The 23591-nt window shown below is 73.1% G+C and carries 24 protein-coding genes; 15 read left to right on the top strand and 9 right to left on the bottom strand.

The window, feature by feature from the left end:
- Positions 1–9 precede the first annotated feature (9 nt).
- From GA0070610_RS16300 to GA0070610_RS16290, 3 genes are read left to right on the top strand one after another with little or no spacing between them, the layout of a single operon-like run.
- Positions 10–969: a carbohydrate ABC transporter permease gene (locus GA0070610_RS16300; RefSeq protein ID WP_089000831.1), complete on the top strand. Its 960-nt coding sequence runs from the start codon at positions 10–12 to the stop codon at positions 967–969.
- Positions 966–1799: a carbohydrate ABC transporter permease gene (locus GA0070610_RS16295; protein ID WP_089000830.1), complete on the top strand. Its 834-nt coding sequence runs from the start codon at positions 966–968 to the stop codon at positions 1797–1799. The genes GA0070610_RS16300 and GA0070610_RS16295 overlap by 4 nt, the downstream gene beginning before the upstream one ends.
- Positions 1800–1807: 8 nt before the next feature.
- The gene (locus GA0070610_RS16290) at positions 1808–2209 is read left to right on the top strand and encodes an L-rhamnose mutarotase (protein WP_197697744.1); all 402 of its coding nucleotides are present in this window, start codon (positions 1808–1810) and stop codon (positions 2207–2209) included.
- A 62-nt stretch (positions 2210–2271) separates the two neighbouring features.
- Here the strand turns inward: GA0070610_RS16290 and GA0070610_RS16285 are convergent, their stop codons facing one another.
- Positions 2272–3402 carry a mandelate racemase/muconate lactonizing enzyme family protein gene (locus GA0070610_RS16285; RefSeq protein WP_089000829.1) on the bottom strand — a complete coding sequence of 377 codons (1131 nt, stop codon included), beginning with the start codon at positions 3400–3402 and terminating at the stop codon, positions 2272–2274.
- A gap of 130 nt (positions 3403–3532) precedes the next feature.
- On the opposite strand from GA0070610_RS16285, the gene GA0070610_RS31175 reads away from it, so the two are divergent.
- The 6 genes from GA0070610_RS31175 to GA0070610_RS16265 are packed head-to-tail and all read left to right on the top strand — an operon-like array spanning position 3533 to position 9435.
- Entirely contained in the window at positions 3533–4468 is a 936-nt protein-coding gene (locus GA0070610_RS31175; protein ID WP_197697743.1) for a thiamine pyrophosphate-dependent dehydrogenase E1 component subunit alpha, read from the top strand.
- The gene (locus GA0070610_RS31170; RefSeq protein ID WP_197697742.1) at positions 4461–5441 is read left to right on the top strand and encodes an alpha-ketoacid dehydrogenase subunit beta; all 981 of its coding nucleotides are present in this window, start codon (positions 4461–4463) and stop codon (positions 5439–5441) included. Before GA0070610_RS31175 ends, GA0070610_RS31170 begins: the two co-directional genes overlap by 8 nt.
- A complete protein-coding gene (locus GA0070610_RS16275; protein ID WP_089000828.1) occupies positions 5438–6199 on the top strand; it encodes an SDR family NAD(P)-dependent oxidoreductase in 762 nt (253 codons plus the stop codon). Before GA0070610_RS31170 ends, GA0070610_RS16275 begins: the two co-directional genes overlap by 4 nt.
- A gap of 40 nt (positions 6200–6239) precedes the next feature.
- Positions 6240–7562: a helix-turn-helix domain-containing protein gene (locus GA0070610_RS16270; protein ID WP_157747170.1), complete on the top strand. Its 1323-nt coding sequence runs from the start codon at positions 6240–6242 to the stop codon at positions 7560–7562.
- Positions 7559–7858, top strand: coding sequence for a YciI family protein (locus GA0070610_RS30555; RefSeq protein WP_157747169.1), 300 nt, complete (start codon positions 7559–7561; stop codon positions 7856–7858). Before GA0070610_RS16270 ends, GA0070610_RS30555 begins: the two co-directional genes overlap by 4 nt.
- The gene (locus GA0070610_RS16265) at positions 7858–9435 is read left to right on the top strand and encodes a hypothetical protein (protein WP_089000827.1); all 1578 of its coding nucleotides are present in this window, start codon (positions 7858–7860) and stop codon (positions 9433–9435) included. Before GA0070610_RS30555 ends, GA0070610_RS16265 begins: the two co-directional genes overlap by 1 nt.
- A gap of 91 nt (positions 9436–9526) precedes the next feature.
- Here the strand turns inward: GA0070610_RS16265 and GA0070610_RS16260 are convergent, their stop codons facing one another.
- The 3 genes from GA0070610_RS16260 to GA0070610_RS16250 form a co-directional block, all read right to left on the bottom strand.
- The gene (locus tag GA0070610_RS16260) at positions 9527–10354 is read right to left on the bottom strand and encodes an SGNH/GDSL hydrolase family protein (protein WP_231925599.1); all 828 of its coding nucleotides are present in this window, start codon (positions 10352–10354) and stop codon (positions 9527–9529) included.
- A 101-nt stretch (positions 10355–10455) separates the two neighbouring features.
- On the bottom strand, positions 10456–11214 hold the full coding sequence (locus tag GA0070610_RS16255; RefSeq protein WP_089000825.1) for an HD domain-containing protein: 759 nt from the start codon (positions 11212–11214) through the stop codon (positions 10456–10458).
- Positions 11211–12059, bottom strand: coding sequence for a GlxA family transcriptional regulator (locus GA0070610_RS16250; RefSeq protein WP_089003545.1), 849 nt, complete (start codon positions 12057–12059; stop codon positions 11211–11213). Before GA0070610_RS16250 ends, GA0070610_RS16255 begins: the two co-directional genes overlap by 4 nt.
- On the opposite strand from GA0070610_RS16250, the gene GA0070610_RS16245 reads away from it, so the two are divergent.
- Positions 12005–12694, top strand: a complete 690-nt coding sequence (locus tag GA0070610_RS16245; protein WP_089000824.1) for a chitinase C-terminal domain-containing protein — start codon at positions 12005–12007, stop codon at positions 12692–12694. The two genes, GA0070610_RS16250 and GA0070610_RS16245, sit on opposite strands and share 55 nt — an antisense overlap.
- A 95-nt stretch (positions 12695–12789) precedes the next feature.
- Here the strand turns inward: GA0070610_RS16245 and GA0070610_RS16240 are convergent, their stop codons facing one another.
- The gene (locus tag GA0070610_RS16240; protein WP_089000823.1) at positions 12790–13407 is read right to left on the bottom strand and encodes a TetR/AcrR family transcriptional regulator; all 618 of its coding nucleotides are present in this window, start codon (positions 13405–13407) and stop codon (positions 12790–12792) included.
- Between the two features lie 109 nt (positions 13408–13516).
- Here GA0070610_RS16240 and GA0070610_RS31165 point away from each other — a divergent pair, with 109 nt between their 5' ends.
- Positions 13517–13984 carry a MarR family winged helix-turn-helix transcriptional regulator gene (locus GA0070610_RS31165; protein WP_231925598.1) on the top strand — a complete coding sequence of 156 codons (468 nt, stop codon included), beginning with the start codon at positions 13517–13519 and terminating at the stop codon, positions 13982–13984.
- On the top strand, positions 13981–15621 hold the full coding sequence (locus GA0070610_RS16230; RefSeq protein ID WP_089000821.1) for an MDR family MFS transporter: 1641 nt from the start codon (positions 13981–13983) through the stop codon (positions 15619–15621). The genes GA0070610_RS31165 and GA0070610_RS16230 overlap by 4 nt, the downstream gene beginning before the upstream one ends.
- A 335-nt stretch (positions 15622–15956) precedes the next feature.
- Here GA0070610_RS16230 and GA0070610_RS16225 read toward each other — a convergent pair whose 3' ends face one another.
- Together GA0070610_RS16225 and GA0070610_RS31440 are read right to left on the bottom strand one after the other, a co-directional pair.
- Complete coding sequence (locus GA0070610_RS16225) at positions 15957–16823, bottom strand: hypothetical protein (protein ID WP_089000820.1); 867 nt, start codon at positions 16821–16823, stop codon at positions 15957–15959.
- Between the two features lie 401 nt (positions 16824–17224).
- Positions 17225–17329, bottom strand: a complete 105-nt coding sequence (locus GA0070610_RS31440; protein ID WP_231925597.1) for a hypothetical protein — start codon at positions 17327–17329, stop codon at positions 17225–17227.
- An 80-nt stretch (positions 17330–17409) separates the two neighbouring features.
- Between GA0070610_RS31440 and GA0070610_RS31435 the strand changes: the two genes are divergently transcribed.
- From GA0070610_RS31435 to GA0070610_RS16210, 3 genes are all read left to right on the top strand, one after another.
- Complete coding sequence (locus tag GA0070610_RS31435) at positions 17410–17562, top strand: hypothetical protein (protein WP_231925596.1); 153 nt, start codon at positions 17410–17412, stop codon at positions 17560–17562.
- Between the two features lie 273 nt (positions 17563–17835).
- On the top strand, positions 17836–19071 hold the full coding sequence (locus GA0070610_RS16215) for a S8 family peptidase (RefSeq protein WP_089000819.1): 1236 nt from the start codon (positions 17836–17838) through the stop codon (positions 19069–19071).
- Positions 19072–19297: 226 nt separating this feature from the next.
- The gene (locus GA0070610_RS16210) at positions 19298–20755 is read left to right on the top strand and encodes a cellulase family glycosylhydrolase (protein WP_089000818.1); all 1458 of its coding nucleotides are present in this window, start codon (positions 19298–19300) and stop codon (positions 20753–20755) included.
- A 140-nt stretch (positions 20756–20895) separates the two neighbouring features.
- On the opposite strand, the gene GA0070610_RS16205 is transcribed toward GA0070610_RS16210, so the two are convergent.
- Positions 20896–21456: a GNAT family N-acetyltransferase gene (locus GA0070610_RS16205; protein ID WP_089000817.1), complete on the bottom strand. Its 561-nt coding sequence runs from the start codon at positions 21454–21456 to the stop codon at positions 20896–20898.
- On the bottom strand, positions 21453–23522 hold the full coding sequence (locus GA0070610_RS16200) for a penicillin acylase family protein (protein WP_089000816.1): 2070 nt from the start codon (positions 23520–23522) through the stop codon (positions 21453–21455). Before GA0070610_RS16200 ends, GA0070610_RS16205 begins: the two co-directional genes overlap by 4 nt.
- Between the last annotated feature and the right edge of the window lie 69 nt (positions 23523–23591).

Raw genomic sequence — 23591 nt, 5'->3', positions numbered from 1 at the left:
GGAAGCCAGATGACGATCTCCACCGCGCCGGTGCCGGAGCCGGTGGCCGCCGACAAGCCGACCCGATCCGCCCGGCGGCCCCCGCGCCCCGGCCGGGCCCGCGAGTGGTGGCTGGGCGCCGTGCTGGTGCTGCCCGCGCTGGTCCTGGCCGTGATGTTCAAGGTGGTGCCCCTGATCCGGGGTGTGATCACCAGCACCGAGTCGTCCAGCGGGTTCGGTGGCAGCTCGTTCGCCGGGGCCGACAACTACACCCGCATGCTCGACGACCCGATGGTGCTCACCAGCTTCCGCAACGCTCTGCTGGTGGTGGCCACCCTGCCGGTGTGGATCGTGCTGCCGCTGGTGCTGGCGCTGCTGATCCACCAGCGGTCGCCGGGCTGGAAGTTCTTCCGGGCCGTCTACTTCGTCCCGTACACCATCGCCCCGATCGTCGTCGGCATCATGTTCCGGCAGATCCTCGCCCCGGACGGTCCGCTCAACGCCCTGCTGCGGACGGTCGGCCTCGAACCGCTGGCGATCCAGTGGCTCAACGGCCGTTACAGCGCGTTGTTCTCGCTGGTCGCGGTCGCCCTGTGGAGCTTCTTCGGCCTGGGCGTGATGACCTACCTGGCGGGCCTGGCCACGATCCCCGAGGAGACGCTCGAGGCGGCCTACCTCGACGGCGCCGGGTTCTGGCGTCGGCTGCTCTCCGTGGTGGTGCCGATGCTGCGGCCCACCGTGGCGTACTGGAGCGTGCTGTGCGCCTCCGGCGTCCTGATCTGGCTCTTCCCGCTGATCTACGCGTTGACCCAGGGCGGGCCGGGCGACGCCACGATGCTGCCGGAGTACCTGGTCTTCCTGACCACCTTCCAGTTCCTGGACCGTGGCTACGGCTCCGCCATCGGCATCGCGCTGTTCGTCTTCGTCGCCGTGCTGTCCATCTTCAGCGTGCGGCACATGTTCACAGAGGGGACCAGGAAGCCGCGATGAACCAGCGCCACTTCGCCCGGGCCGGGCGCTACCTGCTCACGTTCGCGCTGGTCGTCGTCGCGGTCGCGGCGGTCTATCCGCTGCTGTTCACGGTGGTCAGCTCGCTGAAGACGCAGACGGGCTTCGCCCAGGACCCGCTGGGCCTGCCGAGCGGGATCACCCTCGACAACTACCTCGAGGCGTTCCGCCGGATGGACATGCCCCGGCTGCTGCTCAACTCACTGATCACCACCGTGGGCGGGCTGGTGCTGTCGGTGCTCGCCGCGCTGCTGGTCGCGTACGCGGTGACGAAGCTGCGCTTCCGCGGCGGCAAGGTGCTCTTCCTGCTGATCATCATCACCCTGACCATCCCCGGTCAGGCGATCATCTACCCGCTCTACCAGACCGTGCTGGACCTGGGCATGTCCGGCGAGTACCAGGGACTGATCCTGGCGTACGCGGCGTTCGGGCTGCCCCTGGGCACCTACCAGCTGGCGGGCTACTTCCAGCAGGTGCCCGACGAGCTGATCGAGGCGGCCCGGGTCGACGGCGCGGGCCACTTCACCATCCTCTTCCGCCTGCTGGCCCCGATCGCCGCGCCGGCACTCGCGGCGCTGGCCATCTTCAACTTCGTCTGGATGTGGAACGACCTGCTGCTGCCCCTGGTCATCATGGGCGGCTCGGACAGCAAGACCCTGATGGTGGGCGTCAGCCTGCTCAGCGGCCAGTACGACGTGTCGGTGCCGCTGGTCAGCGCCGGCCTGATCGTCGCCCTGCTGCCGGTGCTGATCATCTACCTGGTCTTCCAGCGCCAGCTCGTCTCCGGTGCGCTCGCCGGCTCCGGCAAGTGATCCGCCCGGTGGCCGGCCCCGTTCCCGCCGGCCCCGGCGGGGTCGGGCCGGCGGCCGATCCCGGGGCCGCGCGGCCGGGGGAGCAGCTGTGCCACGTCTACCGGCTGCGGCCGGGTGCCGAGGGGGAGTACGAGCGCCGGCACGCCGAGATCTGGCCGGAGATGTCGGCGTTGCTGGACGAGGCGGGCGTCTACGACTACCACATCTACCGGCACGGGCTGCTGCTGATCTGCGTGCTGCGCACCCGCGACGGCTACCCGCGGGTGCGCCGGGTCACCGGGGCATCCGCCGTGCAGGCGCGGTGGACGCGGTCGCTGGCGCACCTGTTCGCCGAGATCGCCGACGCCGACGGCGAGCCGCTGTGGGCGTACCCGGTCTTCCACCACGCGGGCCGGCCGCCTTCGGCGTGAGCGGGACGGCCCGTACGACGGTTGCCCGGCGGCGTGCGCCGCCGGGCAACCGTCGCGTGTGCTCAGACCGCGTAGGCGACGGAGCCGTCCGCGCGCAGCGGGATGCGATGCAGGGGCCGGCCCGTCAGGTCCAGGGGCGCGGCGTCGGTGAGGTCGAGCGTCACGCCGAGCCCGGGCTCCTCGGGCACCGGCAGGAAGCCGCCCTCGCGCCGTACGCAGGCCCGCGCCGGGCCCTCGGCAAGTTGGTCGTCGAGGGGGGAGTACTCCTGCACCACGAAGTTGGGGATGGCGGTGTCGAGGTGTACCGAGGCCATCGTCAGCAGCGGGCCGAGGCAGTTGTGGCTGACCACGGCGGCGTGGTGCGCCTCCGCCAGGGCGGCGATCTTGCGGGCGTGACTGATGCCGCCGGCCAGGCCCAGGTCGGGGCGGACGTACTGGGCCCCGCCCTGGGCGAGCAGCTCCTTGAACTCCCAGATGGTGTGCAGCCGTTCGCCGTTGGCCATCGGCACGCCGAGGGCCCGCCGGGCGACGTCGGCCTGGCTGCTGACGCTGTCGATCTGGATCGGGTCCTCCACAAGCAACGGCAGGTGCCGGGCCAGCGCGGGCACGACCGCTTCGGCCTGCAACGGGGTGAGCTTGCGGTGCAGCTCGACGAGCAGGTCCACGTCGGGACCGACGGTGTCGCGTACCGCCGCCGTGGTGGCCTCGGTGGAGGTGACCAGGCGGGCCAGCGACAGGTCGGCGTAGTCGGTCGGCAGCGGGTCGAACTTGACCGCGGTGAAGCCGTCGGCCACGGCCGCCGCCGCCTGCGCCGCCAGCGCGTCGGCGCCGGTGCCGGGCAACAACAGGTGCAGGCGGATCCGTTCGCGTACGCGCCCGCCCAGCAGCTGCCAGACGGGGACCCCGAGTCGCTTGCCGAGCAGGTCCCACAGGGCGATGTCCACCGCGGCCACGGCGGCGGAGAGCACCGAGCCCCGGAACGGGCCCATCCGGTAGAGGTGGTGCCAGTGGTGCTCGATGCGGCGGGGGTCGGCGCCGAGCAGGTGGGGACGGAACGCCTCCACCACGGCGTGCACCGCGGCGGGGTAGCCCCAGCACGCGGACTGGCCGACGCCGACCAGCCCGTCCGACGTGTGCAGCTGGACGAAGTGCGCGTCGCCCAGCACCACCGACTCGACGGCGGTGATCTCCATACCTGCCCCCAAATTAGAGACCAATAACGGCCAGAAACTTGCTACTGCACTCTTCCATAGCCTTACGGAGCTGGTCTAGGCTTCGGAACGAACGAGCCGCAATAAGGCTCTAACTGCTACTGGGGGTGTGATGGGTCTGCCGGACGACTATCGGCTCATGGCCCGGATCCGCCGGTTCGAGGAGCGGCTGGCCGCCCTCAAGGACGACGGCGAGATCCCGGGCTCGATCCACCTGTGCAACGGCCAGGAGGCGATCCCGGTCGGCGCCTGCCGGGCGCTACGCGACGGCGACCACGTGACCGCCACCTACCGCGGCCACGGCTGGGCGGTCGCCCGGGGCGTCGACATGACCGGGCTCTTCGCCGAGATGATGGGGCGCGACTCCGCGCTCTGCGGCGGCCGGGCCGCCTCGCCGTACCTGTCCGACCCGAGCCGCTGGTTCGTGGGGGAGAACTCCATCGTCGGCGCCGGGGTGCCGGTCGCCGCCGGCGCCGCGCTGACCGCGCAGCGCACCGGCAGCGGCACGGTCTCGCTGGTCAGCATCGGCGACGGCGCGATGAACCAGGGCAACGTGCACGAGGCGATCAACCTCGCCGCCGTGCTGGACCTGCCGCTGGTGCTGGTCGTGGAGAACAACGTCTACTCCGAGATGTCCCGGATCGAGGACATGGTCCGCGTCCGCCAGCTCGCCGAGCGCGCCGCCGGCTACGGCATTCCCGGCCGGGTCGTCGACGGCAACGACACCGACGCCGTGGCCGAGGCCGTCGGCGAGGCCGTCACCCGGGCCCGCGAGGGTGCCGGTCCCTCCATCGTGGAGGCGATGACCGAACGGCTGGTCGGCCACTACAGCGGCGACGTGCAGCACTACCGGCCGGCCGGCGAGATCGCCGCCGCCCGCACCCGCGAGCCCCTGGCCCGGATCCGGCAGGCCGCCGACGCCGCACTCGCCGCCCGGCTCGACGCCATCGACGCCGAGGTGGCCGCGGAGGTCGAGGCCGCCGTCACCGCCGCCCGCGCCGTGCCGTTCCCGGACCCGGCGACCGCCAAGGAGCACGTCCATGTCTGAGTCCCTGCGCTACATCCAGGCCGTCAACGCCGCACTCACCTGGGCCCTGGACAGCCGCGACGACACCGTCTACTTCGGCGAGGACGTCGCCCTGCCCGGCGGGCCGTTCGGCGCCACCAAGGGGTTGCACAAGCGGTTCGGCTCCGCCCGCATCTTCGACACCCCCATCTCCGAGACCGGCTTCCTCGGCATGGCCCTCGGTGCGGCGATGACCGGCCTGCGCCCGATCGCCGAGATCATGTACGCCGACTTCTCGTTCGTGGCGATGGACCAGTTCGTCAACCAGATCTCGACCATCCACTACTCCAGCAACGGCCGGTGGCGGGCGCCGCTGGTGATCCGGATGCAGCAGGGCTACTCGCCCGGCGCCTGCGCCCAGCACTCCCACTCGCCGGAGGCGTACTTCGCGCACACCCCGGGCCTGCGCGTCGCGTTGCCGGCCACCCCCGACGACGCGTACCAGATGCTGCGCACCGCCGTGGTCAGCGACGATCCGGTGGTCGTCGCCGAGGCGCGGATGCTCTACCCGACGCGTGGGCCCGTACGCACCGACGCCCCGGTCGAACCCGTCGGCGGCGCCCGCGTGGTCCGCCCGGGCGGCGACGTCACCGTGGTCGCCTGGTCCCGGATGGTCGGTGCCGCGCTCGACGCGGCGGGCCAACTGGCCGAGGAGGGCATCGAGGCCGAGGTGATCGACCTGCGCTGGCTCAACCCGCTCGACTTCGACACCGTCGCCGCCTCCGTGGCGCGCACGGGCCGCCTGGTCGTCGCCCACGAGGCGAACCTGACCGGCGGGTTCGGCGCGGAGATCGCCGCCCGGGCCGCCGCCGAGTGCTTCGCCGACCTGCGCGCCCCGGTCGCCCGGGTGGCCGCCCCGGACGTGCCGATGCCCGCTGCCCCCGCCCTCCAGGCCGCCGTCGTGCCCGAGGCCGCCGACGTGGTGGCGGCGGTGCGCCGGACGGTCCGTCCGTGAGCGTCGACACCCGGCCGGCCGGCCTGCTGGCCGGCCGGCGGGTGGTCGTCGTCGGCGGCGCCTCCGGCATCGGCCTCGCCACGGTCCGGGCCGCCGCCGCCGCCGGCGCGGCGGTGGCCGTGCTGGACGCCGACGGCGACGGCGCGGCCACCGCCGCCGAGCAGGCGCGCGCCGTCGGTGCTAGCGCCTGCGCCCGGCGGGTCGACGTGACCGTCGAGGCCGAGGTCGCCGCCGCCGTCGACGGCGCCGCCACCGACCTCGGCGGCATCGACGCCGTGCTGCACGTGGCGGGCGTCATGCGCGGGCAGGGCCTGGACGTCCGGGAGGTCACCGCCGAGCTGTGGTCCCAGGTGCTCGCCGTCAACCTGACCGGGCCGTTCCTCGTCGCCAAGCACGCCGTACGGCACCTCACCGGCCGGTCCGGCGTCCTCGTGCTCGTCGGGTCCAAGGCGGGCGTGCTGAACGGATCGGGGTCGGTACCCTACGGCGCGAGCAAGGGAGGGCTGCACGGCCTGGCACTCACCCTGGCCCGACAGCTCCGTCCACAGGGGATCCGTGTGCACGCGCTCTGCCCCGGCGACATCGACACGCCGCTGATGCGCAGGTCGTTGGCCGAGGCGCGGGCGAACGGCGCGGACGGGGAGCGGGTCGCGGAGATCGAGGCCGCCCTTGGTCGGCCGGAGGACGTCGCGTCCACGCTGGTCCTGCTGGCATCGCCGGTCAGCGACGGTGTCGTGGGCACCGTCCACACCGGCTGAGCAGCCGATCCGAGGACGGCGACGACGTGGAGGCGACAAGGTGATCGGCATCATCGGACCGGAGGACTCGATCCGGCTCGTGCAGGAGGTCTCCGCCGGGGAGGGGCGGGCCGGGGACCTCACGGTCCGGGCCTACACCCGACCCGAGCAGGCTCCCGAGTTGGCCCGCGAACTCGACGAACTGTGCCAGGTGCTGCTGTTCACCGGGCGCATCCCGCACGCCTTCGCGGCCTCCGCCGGAGGGCTGCGCGCCGAGATCGACTACATGCCGCACGCCGGCATCGACCTCTACCGCACGCTGTCGCGGATGCTGCTGGCCAGCGGTGGGCGGCTGCCCACGGTCAGCGTGGACACCATCGAGGCCGACATCGTCCGGGAGACCTACCACGACATCGAGCTGACCCCGCCCACCGAGATCCTGCCCATCGCCGACTCCTCGGGGCTGCTCTTCTCCGGCCTCGACGAGATCGTCGCCTTCCACCGCGAGCGGTACGCCTCCGGCGCCGTCGAGGCGTGCCTGACCTGCCTCGGCGCGGTCCACCGAGACCTGCGCGAGAGCGGGGTGCCGGTCTGGCGTGTCGAGCACACGCGCGCCTCGGTCCGCGACGCCCTGCGCCGGGCCTGGCTCGCCGCCGAGATCCGGCAGTCCCGGGCCACCCAGATCGCGGTGATGATGATCGAGGTGGCCGAGCAGGCCGGCCGCGGGCACGACCCGTACCAGGTGGAGCGGCAGCGGCTGCGGCTGCGCGAGGCCCTGCTGGAACATGCCGAGCGGATGCGCGGCAGGCTGAGCACGATCGACGACCGTACGCTGCTCATCACCACCACGCGGGGCACCGTGGAGAGCGCCATCGCCCGGCAGCGCTCCGGGCACGCGACGCTGCTCACCCTGCGCGGCGTCGACGTCGAGCACACCGTCGGCTTCGGTGCGGGCACCACCATCGCCGCCGCCGAGGACAACGCCCGCAAGGCGTTGGCACTCGGCCGGGGCAGCGGCGACACCCACGTAGTCTTCCCCGACGGGGAGATCTACTCCAGCCGCGAGAGCCCGGTGAAGCAACGGCTCCGCGAGACCGCGTCCGGGGTGCTGCGCATCTCCGAGCAGCTACGGCTCGGGCCGCTGTCCACCCGCCGGCTGCTGGAGGCGCTGCGCCAGACGGACCCGAACGAGGTGACCGCGCGGGGCCTGGCCGACGCGTACGGGGTGGAGGTCCGCTCGGCACGCCGGCTGCTCAACTCCCTGCGTGCCGCGGGCTACGCCGAGGAGATCGGCGTGCACGTCAGCACGGGCGCGGGCCGGCCGCAGACCGTCTACCGGGTGGAGATGCAGCGGCTGTTCGACGAGATCGGCGGTGGGGTGTGAGATTCGAACCCACCTTCCTGGTCACCGCCACGTTCGCCGCCGACGTCGCCGTCCGACGCGAACCCCACCGGCAGGAGCACCTCGCCCGCGTCGAGGCCCTGCTCGCCGACGGCACCGCCCTGATCGCCGGGGCACGGGCCGACCTCGGCGCCTCCGTCCTCGTCCTGCGGGCCGCCGACGCCACCGCCGCCCGCGCCCTCTGCGAAGACGATCCCTACTGGCGGCACGGGGTGTGGACGGCCATCGACGTGGCCGACTACCTGGCCGCCATCCCGCCACCCCATGGAAGGTCATGATGTCGCAGTACCGTCAGATCACCGGAATCCGGGTGCGGGGCGCCGCGTCCGCGCCGTACGCCGCCCATCTGCTGACCCAGGCGTGGGGGGAGAGCCCCGACGCGGTGACGGTCGACCTGAACGTCGACCCGGCCCTGCCCGAGGGCGGCTACCGCATCGAGGTGCCCGAGCGGGGCGACATCCGGCTCACCGGTGACCCCTTCGCCGGCCTGGTCTACGCCGCCCGGGAGCTGACCACCCTGGCCACGCCGGCCGGTCTGCCCGTGGGCGTGCGGACCGACTCGCCCGGACTGCCGCTGCGGACACTCTGGACCTGGGACCACTCCACCAACTGGGACCTGCGTCAGCTCGGCCAGCAGGAGATCGGCGCGCTCAACCCGTACGCCAAGGGCGCCGACGCCTTCGGCGCCGACTACCGCCGGCTGGTCGACTTCTGCAGCCGCGAGCGGATCGGCGGCATCGTGGTCTACGGGCTGCTGCGCGACGCCCACGGCGGCGTCGAGGCGGCCCGCGAGCTGTGCGAGTACGCCAACGCCCGGGGCGTACGCATCATCGCCGGCATCGGCGTCAACGCCTACGGGGGCATCTACTTCGACGGCCGGCACCGCTACAACCTCGCCACCTGGCTGCGCCAGCGGCCCGACCTGGCCGCCGAACTGCCCAGGAAGGTGGGCTTCGACATCGACGACTTCGGCGACCTGCACTTCCCGGCCAGCGAGTACATGATGGCCGCCTGCCCCTCGCAGCCGGACAACCTCGCCTGGCACCGCGACGCCGTCGACTGGTTGTTGGACACCCTGCCCGTCGGGGGCATCAACTTCGAGACCGGCGACTACGGCAGTTGCGCCTGCCAGCGCTGCGCGGCCCGCACGGGCGGCGAGCGGACCTCCTGGTCGTACGAGGCGATGCGTTCTGTCTACCCGACGCTGCTGGAGACGGCTCGCCGCACCGGCCCGGGGGGCGTACCGCTGCGGCACCTGGTCGAGGTCTACTGGGACAACATCTTCGACCTGGAGGCGCAGAAGCCGCTGGCCGAGCTGCCCGACGACGTGGCCTACCAGTACTGCGTCAACCGGGGCTTCTGGTACGACAACCGGCACCGGCTCACCGCCGCGCACGTCGAGCGGCTCCCGCACACCACCAACGTGCTGCGCACCCACGCCGGCTCCCAGTGGAACCGGCAGCGGCACTCCTGGGTGCCCGACATGTACGCCGACATGGGCAGCCGGGCCGGCGACGCCGGGCTGCGCGGGCTGACGATCTTCGCCGAGGCGTCGGCGTACCACCCGACCAACGAGATCAGCTACCTGGCGTACGCCCGCTTCACCTGGAACCCCGACCTGGCCTGGGCCGACTTCTGGCGCGACGAGGTCGTTCCCCGCTTCGGCGGCGCGGCCGAGGCCGAGGCGTTCCGCGACGCGGCGGCCGTGCTCGACGACGGCGCGGCCACGGCGGACGCCCTCGCCGCGGTGCGCGGGGACGCCCTGGCGATGGTCGCCGCCACCGGTGGCGAGGTGCAGCGCCGGTGGCTGTGGCTGGCGGAGCGGGCAGCCCGCCACGCCCACTGCGCCGGCTGATCCCGCCGCCGGCCCGGGCCCGTGGCCTCCGCTTGCGGAGTCAGCACGGCGGTGGTCTGCCGCCGAGGAAGAACCGCACGGGTAGGCGCGGTCAGGACCTCCGGGCGGCGGCACCGCCGAGGGCGGCCTGCACCATGCCGGCGTACCCGACGTGACCGGCCCGGTTGGGGTGGTACGACTCGCCGAGTGGGTTCGACGTGCCGTTGAGCCATTCGACGTCGTCGCAGACGGCGTGGCCGGTGAACGGGCCCCGGGCGTCGAGGAAGGTGAAGCCGTGGGCGACCGCCCGGCTGCGGATGGTCGTGGCGAGCAGGTCGGCGGCGGCGTTCAGTTCGGCCTGCTCACCGGGGGAGATCCTCGCGATGAGGTTGCACTCCTCGCCGTTGAACAGCCGCGGATAGCCGATCACCGCGACCCGGGCGTTCGGGGCGAGGCCGCGGATCCGGGAGTAGAGCTGGTCCAGCCGGCCCGGAAGGGTGTTGCGGATCAGGTTCTCCGCGTTGTCGATGTGCGACCAGCAGGTGGCGGGCCAGGGCAGGGCGCACTGCAGGATCACCGACGACCAGCCGATGTCGTTGCCGCCGGCGGTCACCGTGACGTGGTTCGTCGAGGCGTTCAGGCTGCCGAGCTGCCCGTTGAGCACCCCGGAGACCGTCGCGCCGGCACAGGCCGGGAAGGTGAGGGTGGCACCGATCCGTGCGGCACTCAGGACGGGGTAGGAGTGTCGGGAACGTTGGCACGAACCGCTGTCGGAGTAGTACTCCCGGGTGCCGGTGCCCGAGGCGTACGAGTCGCCGAGGGCGGTGTAGGTGGCGGCGGCCGCCCGGGCGGGCGCTGCGACCAGGCCGACGGTCAGCGCGGAGACCAGGAACAGGGTGGTCGCGGCACGGGCGGACGCCGCCCGACGGATGAACGACACGGGCGCTCCCAACATTGAAGGAGATGGATTACAGGTTGGCAGAACCCCGCGTCGGACGGAAGTGGCCGCACAGATCTCCTTCGACGCCGCCTCCGGCGGGGTCAGTCGCCCCAGGCGTTGGCGTCCAGGAGCATGTCCCAGGTCAAATAGGGCAGCTCGGGGTGGCGCTGGTGCAGGATCTCGCCGGGCAGGGTGGCGGCCGGGGCCTTGCGGGGGTTGGCCAGCGCCTGTGCCTCGATCGCGTCGGTGACGGCTCGGGCGCCGCCGAGGCGGGGAAGACGTCGGTGGACGCGGTCCGCGTACCCGGGCGGCACCGGGCTGTTGGTGCCCATGAGGTCGATGCCGATCCCGGTCTGGGCGATGCCGATCTCGGGCGGGCGGCGTCGCCGGAAGACCGGTGAGTCGCGGAAGCTGCGCGTGGTGTGCATGGCGATCGCGTCCCACACGGTGTCGACCCGGTGGTCGGTGACCCCCCGTTCCTCGAGGAACCGGGCGGCGAAGTCGGCGCCGTCCATCTCGAAGCGCTGGTCGGAGTTGGCGCGTTTGGTCAGGCCCATGTCGTGCAGGGCGCAGATCAGGAACACGACCTCCTCGTCGTAGTCGTGGCCGGGTCGCCGGCCGGCCTGGGCGGCGGCCTCGCGGGCGAACAGGAAGCTGCGCAGGCTGTGGTTGCGCAGGTATGCCTCCTGCGCTTCTCCGATCAGCCGGATCGCCTCGCGGGCCAGCCGGGTCGAGGGCAGGGACAGGTCGTCGTCCGGCACCCCCTGCGAGGCGGCCGGGCCGGCGGGCACCAGGCCGGCGAGCACGCCGGCGGCCAGGCCGGCGCCGAGGGCGGTGCGCCGCGAGAAGGAGGGCGTCACGGGTACCTCATCTCTTCGGGTGTCGGGTACGCGGTCTGTTCGGGTGCCGGGTGCGCGGAGCGGAAGCGCTGGCGGTACTCGGCCGGGGTGGTGCCGATGCCGCGCAGGAAGGCGCGGCGCATGGTGTCGTCCGAGCCGAAGCCGCAGACGCGGGCGATGCGGTCCACGCCGTCGTCGGTGGCCTCGAGCAGGGTCTTCGCCGCCTCGACCCGGACCTGCTCGACGTACCGCGTGGGGGTGGTGCCGACCGTGCGGCGGAACAGGCGGGTGAGGTGCCGTTCGCTGAGCGACGCGTGCGCCGCCATCGTGGCGAGCGTGTGCCCGGCGGCCGGGTCGGCGGCGATGGCGTCCAGGACGCGGCGCAGGGCGCTGCCGGGGGCGGCCGTGGCGCTGCCCCGCACGGTGAACTGGGACTGGCCGCCGGGGCGGTGCAGGAAGACCACCAGGTACTTCGCGGTGGTGCGGGCGCGCTCGGGGCCGTGGTCGTCCTCGACCAGCGTCAACGTCAGGTCGATGCCCGCGGTCACGCCGGCCGAGGTGAACAGCGGCCCGTCCCGCACGTAGAGGGCGTCGGGCCGGACCCGGACCGCGGGGAACCGCGCCGCGAGTTCCGCGCAGGCCGCCCAGTGGGTGGTGGCCCGGCGGCCGTCGAGCAGCCGCGCCGCCGCGAGTAGGAACGCGCCGGTGCAGATGGCCGCGGTACGGCGGGCGAGCGCGCTGAGGCGGGGGAGTTCGGGTCTGGGAACTCGCTGGCGACTACGCCTACGACCAGGCCAAGGGCCAGTACGGGATGGGCGAGACGCTGACCACCCTGCTCTACGACAAGTTCCGCACGGCGCCCGCATACGGTGCCCGGCGGGCCGCCGTCACCCTGCCGACCCGGACCATCGACGTGACCGCCACGGTCGGGGGCTTCGCCCTCGGCGACAACAACTACCCGATCAACCCCGAACTGCGGCTCACCAACAACACCGGCAGCCCGATCCCGGCCGGCGCGCAGCTGGAGTTCGACTACCCGACCACCACACCGACCCTCACCCAACAGTCCGGCTGGGCCCTGACCACCGTGTCCACGGGGCACACCGGCGGCAACGTGGGCGGGCTCAGGGGCGACTACAACCGGGTGCGGCTCACCGTGCCGGCCGCCATCGCCCCCGGCGCGTACGCGGAGGTGACCCTCAACTGCCAGCTGCCGATCGCCGGGCCGGCCAACTTCACCCTCAGCTTCGGCGGGCAGACGTGGTCGCTGGCCAGCGACCACGCCCGTGGAGCCGTGCCGGTCGAGCCGACGCCCAGCCCGAGCGGCTCGACCCCGCCGGGCGGGACCTGCACGATGCCGGCCTGGTCGGCGGGCACCGCCTACTCCGGCGGCGCGGTGGTCTCCCACGACCGCCACCGGTGGACCGCGAGGTGGTGGACCCAGGGCGACGTGCCGGGAGCCAACGCCCAGGGCGTCTGGACCGACGACGGCCCCTGCTGAACCAGCGGGCGGGGCCGCCGGGAGCGGCGGCCCCGCCCGAGCGACGGCCGCGTACCGGTGCGTGCGGTGTGCGGCCGTGCCGTGTCCGTCCGGTGTCAGCCGGCCGTCTGCGGGGTGGGGGCGCCGGGCCGGGCGGAGGTGGCCTCGGCGAGCGCCGTGCGCAGGACGTCGAGCAGTGGGCCGTCGGGGTGGTCGATCCAGTGCTGGATGGCGACGCGCAGCGAGGCCAGGAAGGTCGCCGCGAGGACGCGGGACCGCAGCACCCGGTCGGGGCCGGTCAACCGCCGGGCGACGTCGTCGGCGAGCTCGCGCTCGATGGCGGTGTAGGCCGCGACCTGGTGCGCGACGAGGCCCGGGTGCCCGCGTAGCTGACGGCGGTGCAGCAGCCAGGAGGGCGGGGCGTTGCCGTACGCCTCGACGGCGAGGCGCTCGGCGGCCCCGCTGAGCGCGGCCCACGGCGGCGCGTCGGCCGGCTGGCGGCGGACCAGTTCCAGCAGCCGGCGCAGCCGCACCGCGTCGCCGTGGAAGATCGCCTCCTCCTTGCTGGAGAAGTAGTTGGAGAACGTCCGGCGCGAAACGTTCGCGGCGTCGGCGACGGCCTCCACGGTGACGCGGTCGAGCCCGTGCTCGGTGGCGAGGCGCAGGGCGGCCTCGTGCAGGGCGAGGCGGGTGGCCGCCTTCTTGCGTTCCCGCAGCCCGGTGGTCTCCTCCATGGCGACAGCCTACGGGTCCGTGATTCAGTTCTCATCGGGCAAACTTGCACTCCGGGCAAGATCGGCAGATGCTTGTGTGCGGCAACCATCTGCGTCAGGGGAGGGCAGCGTGGAGAACGCCGGTCGCGAACTCGGTACGAGGCTGTCCGAGCTGGTCCGGAGCGTGCGGCTGATCAGGCGGCACCGGGCCGACGTCCGGCCGGCCGTGCCGATCGGCCTGGCCGGTCTCCTCATGCAGATCGAGCGGCTGCCCGCCGACTGCCACGCCCGCGAGCTGGCCGCCCGCAGCGGACTGGACCCGTCGACCGTCAGCCGCTCCATCGCCTCGCTCGTCAGCCACGGGCTGGTCGAGCGGCGCGCCGACCCCGCCGACAAGCGGGCCAGCCTGCTGACCGTCACCCCGGCCGGGCGGGCCGCCCTGACCGACACCTACGACTGGTACGGCCGGATCCTCGACACCGCGCTCGCCGACTGGACCCCGACGGAGGTGGCGGCGTTCGCCGCCGCGCTCGGCCGGTTCACCCGCGACGTCGAGACCGCCCTCGGACACCACGACAACCTGGAGGCCGCGCGATGAGCGCACCCACCGCCACGGCCGGCGACGCGCCGATGACACACCGGCAGACGCTGGAGGCCCTCAGCGGCCTGCTGCTGGTGCTGTTCGTCGCGATGCTCAGCGGCACCGTCGTCTCGACGGCGCTGCCGAAGATCATCGGAGCGTTGAACGGGTCGCAGACCCAGTACACCTGGGTGGTCACCGCCACCCTGCTCACCGCGACCGCGACCACCCCGGTCTGGGGCAAGCTCGCCGACCTGTTCAACAAGAAGCTGCTGGTCCAGATCGCCATCGTCGTCTTCCTGGTCGGCTCGGTGATCGCCGGCTTCGCCCAGACCGCCGGCCAGCTCATCGCCGCCCGCGCGTTCCAGGGCATCGGCGTCGGCGGCCTCCAGGCCCTCGTCCAGGTCGCCATCGCCGCGATGATCCCGCCCCGGGAGCGCGGCCGGTACAACGGCTACCTCGGCGGCGTCATGGCGGTGGCGACGGTCGGTGGTCCGCTGCTGGGCGGGCTCATCGTCGACACGTCCTGGCTCGGCTGGCGCTGGTGCTTCTTCGTCGGGGTCCCCGTCGCCGCCATCGCGCTGGTCCTGCTCCAGTTCACCCTGCGCCTGCCGACGGCCCGCCGCGAGAACGTCAAGATCGACTATCTGGGCGCGACCCTGATCGCGGCCGGCGTCAGCGTGCTGCTCATCTGGATCTCCTTCGTCGACGACTCGTTCGCCTGGCTCTCCTGGCAGTCCGCCGCAATGGTGGGCGGCTCGGTGGCGCTGCTCGCCCTGGCCGTGCGGGTGGAGTCCCGGGCCGAGGAGCCGGTCGTCCCGCTCGACCTCGTCCGGCAGCGGACCACCGCCCTGGCCATCCTGGGCAGTCTGGCGGTCGGCATGGCGATGTTCGGCGGCGCCGTCTTCCTCGGGCAGTACTTCCAGATCGGCCGTGGCTACAGCCCCACGGAGGCCGGGCTGCTCACCATCCCGATGATGGCCGGCGTCCTCGGCTCGTCGATCATCGCCGGCCGGCTGATCACCAGGACCGGGAAGATCAAGCCGTACATCGTCTTCGGCGCGATCGTGCTCGTCATCGGGTTCGCCCTGCTCGGCACCATCGACCACGAGACCTCGCTGGTGCTGGTCGGCGCCGCCATGTTCATCGTCGGCGTGGGGGTCGGCATGACGATGCAGAACCTCGTGCTCGCCGTGCAGAACACCGTCTCGCTGCGGGACATCGGCGCGGCCAGCTCGACCGTCGCCTTCTTCCGCTCGCTCGGCGGCACCATCGGCGTCTCGGTGCTCGGCGCGGTCCTCGCCCGGCGGGTCACCGACCAGATCACCACCGACCTCTCCGCCGCCGGCATCCCCACCTCCGGCAGCGCGGGAGCCGGCAGCCTGAACCTCGACGCCATGCCCGCCGCCGTCCAGCAGATCGTGCGCGCGGCGTACGGGGACGCCACCGGCCACATCTTCCTCATCTCCGCCGCCATCGCCGTCGTCGGCGTCATCGCCGCGGTCCTGCTGAAGCCGGTCGGCCTGCGCAGCAGCCTGGACCTGCCCGACCCGGCCAGGTCGACGGCCGTGGGCGCCGACGCCGTCGACGGCGCTCCCGCCCTCGACCAGGTGACCGGGGACGTCCCCGTACGCGAGGTGCCGGCCCGCCGCTGACGGGCCCGCCGCGCGTACGACCCGGGGCCGCCACCGTCTTGCGACGGTGGCGGCCCCGACCAGTTTCGGGCGGCTGGGACGCCCAGCGAGGGACGATCCGGAGTGTCGGCGAACGGGCCGCTTCAGGCGGGCGGAGCGACTGCCCCGACGGGTCGTCTTCTCCCGGGCGGGCGCTGCCCGATCCGACGGCGCCGGGCACCGGCCCGGACGATCACGTCAGCGAGCCCGTCCTCGACGTCACCGGTGCCGACTGACGCCGCCGGAGCGCCCCCGGTGGGAAGACGACGGTGGGGAGGGACGACGCCGCGTCCCTCCCCACACCGTGCGCGGACCGCTCAGGACAGGAACTTGTCCAGGGCGGCCTCGATGCTGCCGGAGTCCGGCGCCGCGTGCGACTTCATGGTGGTCTTGTTGTACGAGATGAAGCTCGGGCAGCGCGCCGCCGGGGCGGTGATGGTGCCGCCGTCGCCGATCTTTTCGCCGGTCTTCGCGGCGTAGAAGGTCAGGGTGTAGCGCGACGAGATGTAGTCGATGGTGACCTGCTTGCCCGCGCTGTCCTTGTACTGGCACTTCTTGGGCGCGCCCTCGCTGCCTTCCACGAACTTCAGGCAGCCGACCACCGACACCGTCTCGAAGTCGGCGCTCTTGGCGTAGTAGGGCTTGTTCGAGGCGACCGACTTCGTCGACCAGAAGTTCGGCCGGTCGGGGTTGTTCGAGAACGTGTACGCCTTGGCGCCGGTCGGGCCGTTGTAGGGGGCCGCGTTCAGGATCTGGCCACCCTCGCAGACGTTCGACAGGTCGCTGGAGTAGCGGGCGGTCACCGCGTTGTTGTTCGGCTCCTGCGTCTCCTGCTGCCCCGGCGTGGGGGAGGCGTCGGTGCCCGGGGTGCCGCTGGCACCGGGACCGGCGCTGGGGCCGGCGGTCGCGACCGTGATGGGCTCGTCGTCGTCACCGTTGACCAGGATGAGGCCGATGCCCGCGCCGCAGATGGCGAGCACGAGGACCACCGCGCCGGCGACCAGCCCGATGATCAGGCCCTTGTTCGACTTCTTCGGCGGCGGGAAGGGAGCACCGAACTGCGGCGCCTGCGCTGGCTGCCCGTATCCCGGGTACCCGCCCTGCTGCGGAGCCGGCGGCCCGCTCCAGGGGGTGACGTTCGGGTCAGGCTGCTGCCCTCCGTACGGAGGGTAACTGTCGCTCATGTGAAGCCCTTATCGCTGTCGACGTGTGCCCAGGCACGGGATCAAGGATCAGGGTAGTGAGCGCCGCAAATTGCGACGACGGGCGGCTGAACCCGCAGGGAGTCCCGTCCTACGTCGACGGCGCCGCAGGTGACTCTGCGTACGAGTTACGGCTCGGTACGTGTAGAGACGCCGGATCGCCCCGGACTTGTCGACGGCGTGGATCCGGGCCGCCGGAAGGGAATTCCGTTGTGTGGCCGGTGGTGCGGGCCGCTGGCACCGTCACGTTCAGGTGTGTGGCGAAAATCACTCTCGATTGGGCCGAGATGTGGGCGACACCGGTGCCGCGCTCGCCCCGCCAGGTGGCCGGACGCCTTCCGCGGTGTCCTGGCGGGTGCGTACGGGTCAGGTGGCCGTGCAGCTCACGGGCCCCGTGCCGGCGCCTCCGAGGTGTTGGCGAGGAAGCCGAGGGTGGCCCGCGCGCCGGGAGCGAGGTCGCCGTTCCAGTCGACGTCACCGGCGGTCACCTCGGCCCCGCTCTGGGTCGGCCGGGCGTTCCAGGACTGGCTGCCGCTGGCCCACCACCCGGTAGCTCGCGGTGCAGCCGGTGGCCGGGCCGCTGGGCGTGGGCGAGGGGCTGGTGGGCGAGGGGCTGGCGGTGGGCGTCGGGGTGACGCCGCCCAGCGCCTCGGTCGGCGCCGGGTACCACCGGTCGACCATCTTCTGGTCGCCGGACGCGTTCGGGTGCACGCCGTCGTAGGTGTCGGTGGCCGTGCTGAAGCCGCCAGCGCGGCGAGCAGGCGTGACGGCCCGGTGCTCCCGGGGCGGTCAACCAGGAGAGTCGACGTGTCTCAATGGAATCCCGCCTCACGCAAGACATTCACGAATTCTTTTCTCAACATCGTCCTCACATCGTGAACATCAACAAAATTTACGACCATGAATGCGGCGGCTAAGGTTTGCTCATCGTCCAGATCGCTCGTCGGGTGCGCCACGAGCCACCCGGGGGCCACCACAGTAGGAGGACCGGGAGATGACACTCCCTCGCACTCATCGGCGTACCCTCGCCGCTGCGGCCAGCGTGTTCGCCAGCGCCGCCATGGTCACCACCATGCTCGGCGCGCCGGCGGCGGCCTCGGCCACCGGCGAGATCCTCAGCGCCGGTGGCGCGACCGCCGTAGCCGACAGCTACATCGTGGTACTCAAGGACGCCAGCGTCGGCGGCCGTGCCGGCACCCGGCAGGGCGAGGTGAAGAGCACCGCCGGCTCGCTCGCCGCCCGCTTCGGCGGCAGCGTCGGGCACGTCTACGGTGACGCGCTCAACGGCTTCGAGGTGAAGCTCTCCGAGCGGGCCGCCAAGCGCCTCGCCGCGCACCCCGACGTCGCCTACGTCGAGCAGAACCACACCGTGTCGCTCGCGGCCACCCAGAGCAACCCGCCGTGGGGCCTGGACCGCATCGACCAGCGGCCCCTCCCGCTCAGCCGCACCTACACCTACAACAGCAGCGGCACCGGCGTGACGGCGTACGTCATCGACACCGGCATCCGGACCAGCCACAACGACTTCGCCGGTCAGGCCGTCGACGGCTACGACGCGATCGACAACGCGCTGCCGGCCGCCGACTGCAACGGCCACGGCACGCACGTCGCGGGCACCGTCGGCGGCAACACCTACGGCGTGGCGAAGAACGTCCGGCTGGTGGGCGTGCGGGTGCTCAACTGCCAGGGCAGCGGCACCTGGGCGCAGGTCATCGCCGGTATCAACTGGGTGACCTCGAACCACCAGGCGGGCCAGCCGGCGGTGGCGAACATGAGCCTCGGCGGCTCCTACAACGCCTCCCTGAACACCGCGGTGGCGAACTCGATCGCCGACGGCGTCACCTACGCGGTGGCCTCCGGCAACTCGAACGCCAACGCCTGCAACTTCTCGCCGGCCTCCGTGCCGACGGCGCTGACCGTCAACGCCTCGCAGAGCAACGACGCGCGGGCCTCGTTCTCCAACTGGGGCACCTGCACCGACATGTTCGCCCCGGGCGTGGGCGTCCTGTCGGCCTGGTACAACAGCAACACCGCCACCAACACCATCAGCGGCACCTCGATGGCGTCGCCGCACGTCGCCGGCGCGGCGGCCCGGGTGCTCAGCGTCTACCCGAGCTGGACGCCCGCCCAGGTGCACTCGTACCTGGTCGGCCAGGCCACCACCAACGTGATCACCAACCCGGGCACCGGTTCCCCGAACCGCCTGCTCTACCTGGCTCCCACGTTCTGACCGACACCGTCGGCACACCGGCCCCGGGGCGTACGCGCCCCGGGGTCGGCGCGTGTGCACACGTCGACATGCGTCCATGTTGCGGGGAGCGGGCGGCCCGCCTAGGCTGCCGTCAATGGGAGCGCTCCCGGCCCCGTGGGCAGGGCGTCCGCGAGCCTCCCCACCGGACGATCCGCCGTCGGACCGCCGGCACCCCCACCACCCCCTCGGAAGCGAAGGCACCCGCATGAAGCTCCCTGCGCGCCCGTCCCGGCGCACCCTGCTCATGGCCGGCGCGGTCGGCGCGCTGACCGTCGCGGCGTCGGCCGCCGTCCCGCCCGCCGACGCCCAGGCCGCCACCGGCTGCGCCGTCACCTACACGACCAGCAGCTGGACCGGTGGCTTCACCGCCAACATCACGATCAAGAACCTCGGCGACGCGGTCGACGGGTGGACGCTCGGCTTCGCCTTCCCCGACGCGGGCCAGCGGGTCGGCCAGGGCTGGTCGGCGACCTGGAGCCAGGCCGGCGCCGCCGTCACCGCCCGCAGCGTGAGCTGGAACGGCGCGCTGGCGACCGGTGCGTCGACCAGCATCGGGTTCAACGGCACCTGGAGCGCCGCCAACCCCGCGCCGACGGCGTTCACCCTCAACGGCACCGCCTGCACCGGCGCGACCACACCGACCACTCCGCCGCCCCCCACCACGCCCCCGCCCACCACCCCGCCGCCGACCACCCCGCCTCCCACGACCCCGCCGCCGGGCGGGCAGACGCCGGTCGCGATCAACGGCCAGCTGCGGGTGTGCGGGGTCAACCTGTGCAACCAGTACGGCCGGCCGATCCAGCTGCGGGGCATGAGCACCCACGGCATCCAGTGGTTCGCCCGCTGCTACAACGACGTCTCACTGGACGCGCTCGCCGACGACTGGCGGGCCGACCTGCTGCGCATCGCCATGTACGTCCAGGAGGACGGCTACGAGACCGACCCGGCCGGGTTCACCAACCGGGTCAACGCCCTCGTCGACGAGGCCGAACAGCGGGGCATGTACGCGCTGATCGACTTCCACACCCTGACCCCGGGCGACCCGACGTACAACCTCGACCGGGCCAAGACGTTCTTCGCCGCCGTCTCGGCCCGCAACGCCGCCAAGAAGAACGTCATCTACGAGATCGCCAACGAGCCCAACGGCGTCAGCTGGGCGACCATCAAGAGCTACGCCGAGCAGGTCATCCCGGTGATCCGCGCCAACGACCCGGACGCGGTGGTCGTGGTCGGCACCCGCGGCTGGTCCTCGCTGGGCGTCTCCGACGGCTCGAACGCCAACGAGGTCATCAACAACCCGGTGAACGCCGCCAACGTCATGTACACGTTCCACTTCTACGCCGCGTCGCACCGGGACAACTACCGCGCCGAGGTGGAGCGGGCCGCCGCCCGGCTGCCGCTGTTCGTCACCGAGTTCGGCACGGTGGACTACACCGGCGACGGTGGGGTGGACGTCGCCAGCAGCAACGCCTGGATCGACCTGCTGGACCGCCTGAAGATCAGCTACGCGAACTGGACCTACTCGGACAAGGCCGAGGGCAGTGCCGCGCTGCGGCCGGGCACCTGCGCCGGGAGCACCTACACCGGCCCGGGCGTGCTGACCGAGTCGGGCGCCCTCATCCGTGACCGCATCCGTACGCCGGACAACTTCCCCACCGCCTGATCCCGTTCCCGCGCGAGGCCCCGCCGCACCCGGCGGGGCCTCGCCGTGCTCGTCGGAACGAGGCGCCGGCCGGCGGAGGATCCACCCGCGGGACCCTGGCGAGCTGATGTCGTGGACGATTCACCGGTCGCACCACACCCTCAGGCGGGTACCGCGTGCTCCGACTCGAACCGCTCCCGGGTCAGGAACGCCAGCTGGGCCCGCTTGTCGGGCATGTCGATCTCGTCGGCGAAGGTGAAGCCCTCCCGCCGCAGCCGCTCCAGCGCGCGCTCGTTGCGGACGTCGGGCTCGACGACGATCCGCAGCCGGGTGGGATCGGCGAACAGGAAGCGGGCCAGGGCCGGCCCGATGGCCGTGGTGAGGCCCTTCGGCGGGCGCCTGCCGGGGGCGAGCAGCAGATGCATCCCGACGTCGCCGGGCCGCACGGGGTAGCGCTCGCCGACCGGATCCGCCTCCGGCTGGTACGTCTGGAGCAGGCCGACCGGCGCGCCGTCGAGCATGATCAGGTAAGCGTGGTGGGTGTCGAGACTGTCGACGAACTCGTAGATCTCGCGCACCTCGTCGACCGAGTGCGAACCCATGCCCCAGAACGCCGCCCGGGGCTCGGTCACCCAGCCGTGCACCAGCTCCGCGTGGGCCTTCGGGTCCAGCACGACGAGCGACAGCTCGCCGAAGCCGGCAATCTTCTCCTGGTATGTCACGGTGTCGCGTCTCCTGCTTCTCGGGTGAGTTCACGCCAGTCGGTGACCACCGGAGCCAGCTCCCCGCCGGCCCACAGCGGCAGTTGGTCGTCGAAGTGCGGGTCGCCGGGTCGCCCGGACGCGCCGAAGGGGACGACCCAGCGGCTGTTCCCGCGGTCGGTCAGGTCCCACACGTAGCGGGCCACCGGGCCCCGCCAGCACGCGTCGGACACGCCGGGCACGCTCGACGTGGCCAGCACGCAGTCGGCGTCGCCGCCCAGCGCGACCCGCTCGCGCATGCCGCGTACCGCCTCGTCGACCGCCGCCGCCACGCCGAGGTGCACGGGGTGCAGCACGTGCCGCCGGCCCCACGGCCCCGGCGGCTCGCCCGCCGCCACGTCCTCGAGCGCGCCGGCCGCCACCGGGCCGATCTCGCCGCCGAGGCGGTGCAGCCCGGTGGCCACCCCGTCCAGGGCGTGGCCGATGCGCGACAGCGGGTCGGTCCACGGCGCGAAGAGGCCGTCGAACGCGCTCGGGGCGTCGCGCAGCGGGCGCAGGCAGGGGTGGTCGTGCAGGCGGCGGGCCAGGGCCGCGCGCCAGGCGGCCCAGGCGCCGGCGTCGGCGCTGTCGGCCCGCATCTGCCCGTCCCACGCGGTCAGCCGCTCGCGCAGACGCCGCGCCGGCCCGCTGAGCGCGACCGGGTCGACCCGGTCCAGCACGCCCCGCAGCGTCGCGGCCTCCAGCCGGGTGTCCATGTGTACGGCCTCCGCCCGGGCGCCCTCGGCGAGCAGGGCGCGGATGCGGCGGGCCCGGTGCGGCGGGGCGAAGCCGGTGCCGAGGTCCGCCACGTCGGGGCGGCGGTCGTTGGCGCAGACGGCCGGCCCGTCGACGACGGTGCGGCGCGGCTCGGCGTAGCCGCCGTGCCAGCCGTAGCGCGCGTCGTCGCCGGGCACGGGCTCGCGGCGGCACCGGTCGTCGCGCAGCGGGACGAGCCCGGCGACGAGCTGGCGGACCGCCCCGTGCCGGTCGGCGACGAGGACGCTGTTGACCGGCTCGACCCAGTCGCGCAGCGCGTCGGCCACGTCGTCGGCGCTGCGGGCCCGCAGCAGCGGCAGCAGCGCGTCGAAGCCGAGGCGCTGCTCGACCCGGCTGGGCACGCGCAGGCTGATCGCCTCGCCGGTGCCCCGGTCGTGGTCGACGACGGGCCCGCGCGGCGTCTCGATCACCTCGACGGTCTCCGGCTCGCCGCCGCGGACCTCGACGCGCTCGACGTGCCGGCGTGCCGGCGCCCAGCCGTCCGCCTCGCGGACCAGGACCACGTCGCCGTCGCGGCGCAACCGTTCCCGGTAGAGGTCCTGGTAGTCGGCCATGGCGTTGGTGACGGCCCAGGCGACCTCGCCGGCGTGCCCGAAGTGGGGCAGGCCGGGCACCCCGGGGAAGGCGAAGCCGAACACGTCGAACTCGGGGCAGGCCAGGCGCACCTGCTGGTAGATGCCGGGCAGTTCCAGGATGCGGTGCGGGTCGCCGGCGATGACGGGCGCCCGCCCGGCGGCGGGGTCGGCGGGCAGGGCCCAGGCGTTGCTGCCAGACCCGCCCGGCCCCTCGACGGCGAACAGGTCGACAGCCGCCGGGCCCAGGGTGGCGGCGACGTGGGCGTGCCACAGCTTGTTGGGGAAGGTGGAGAAGAGCACGTGCTGGACGAGGAAGACACCCAGCGGCGACCACGGTCGCCACCGTCCCGGGACGCAGCCGGCCGCCGCGAACTCCGGTGCCGCCGCGGCCCCCTCGGCCAGCCCCTCGTTGACCCCGTCGACGTAGGCGGTGACCCACCGCCGGGTGTCGGGGGTGAGCCGCTCGAAGCAGCGCCGGGCGGTGTCGTCGAGGCGGGCCCGGCGGGCGAAGCGGTCCCAGCCCAGTTCGGCGGGGCCGACGTGCTCGGCGAGCCGACCCTCCGAGCGCCACCGCTCCACTTCGATCTGCCAGGCCCGGTCGAGGGCGGCGACCCGCCCCTGCAACCGGGCGAGCCCGTCGACGTCGTCGGCGCGCAGGTGGGGGATCCCCCACCGGTCGCGATGGATGCCGGTCATCGTCGCGCCTCGCGGCTGGGCGCTCGGCCCACCTGCCACAGGAATGTCAACTTAGGCTACCCTCCCCTA

Source organism: Micromonospora echinofusca, from assembly GCF_900091445.1.
Taxonomy (GTDB): Bacteria; Actinomycetota; Actinomycetes; order Mycobacteriales; family Micromonosporaceae; genus Micromonospora; species Micromonospora echinofusca.
This window is presented reverse-complemented; position numbering and strand designations above follow the sequence as displayed.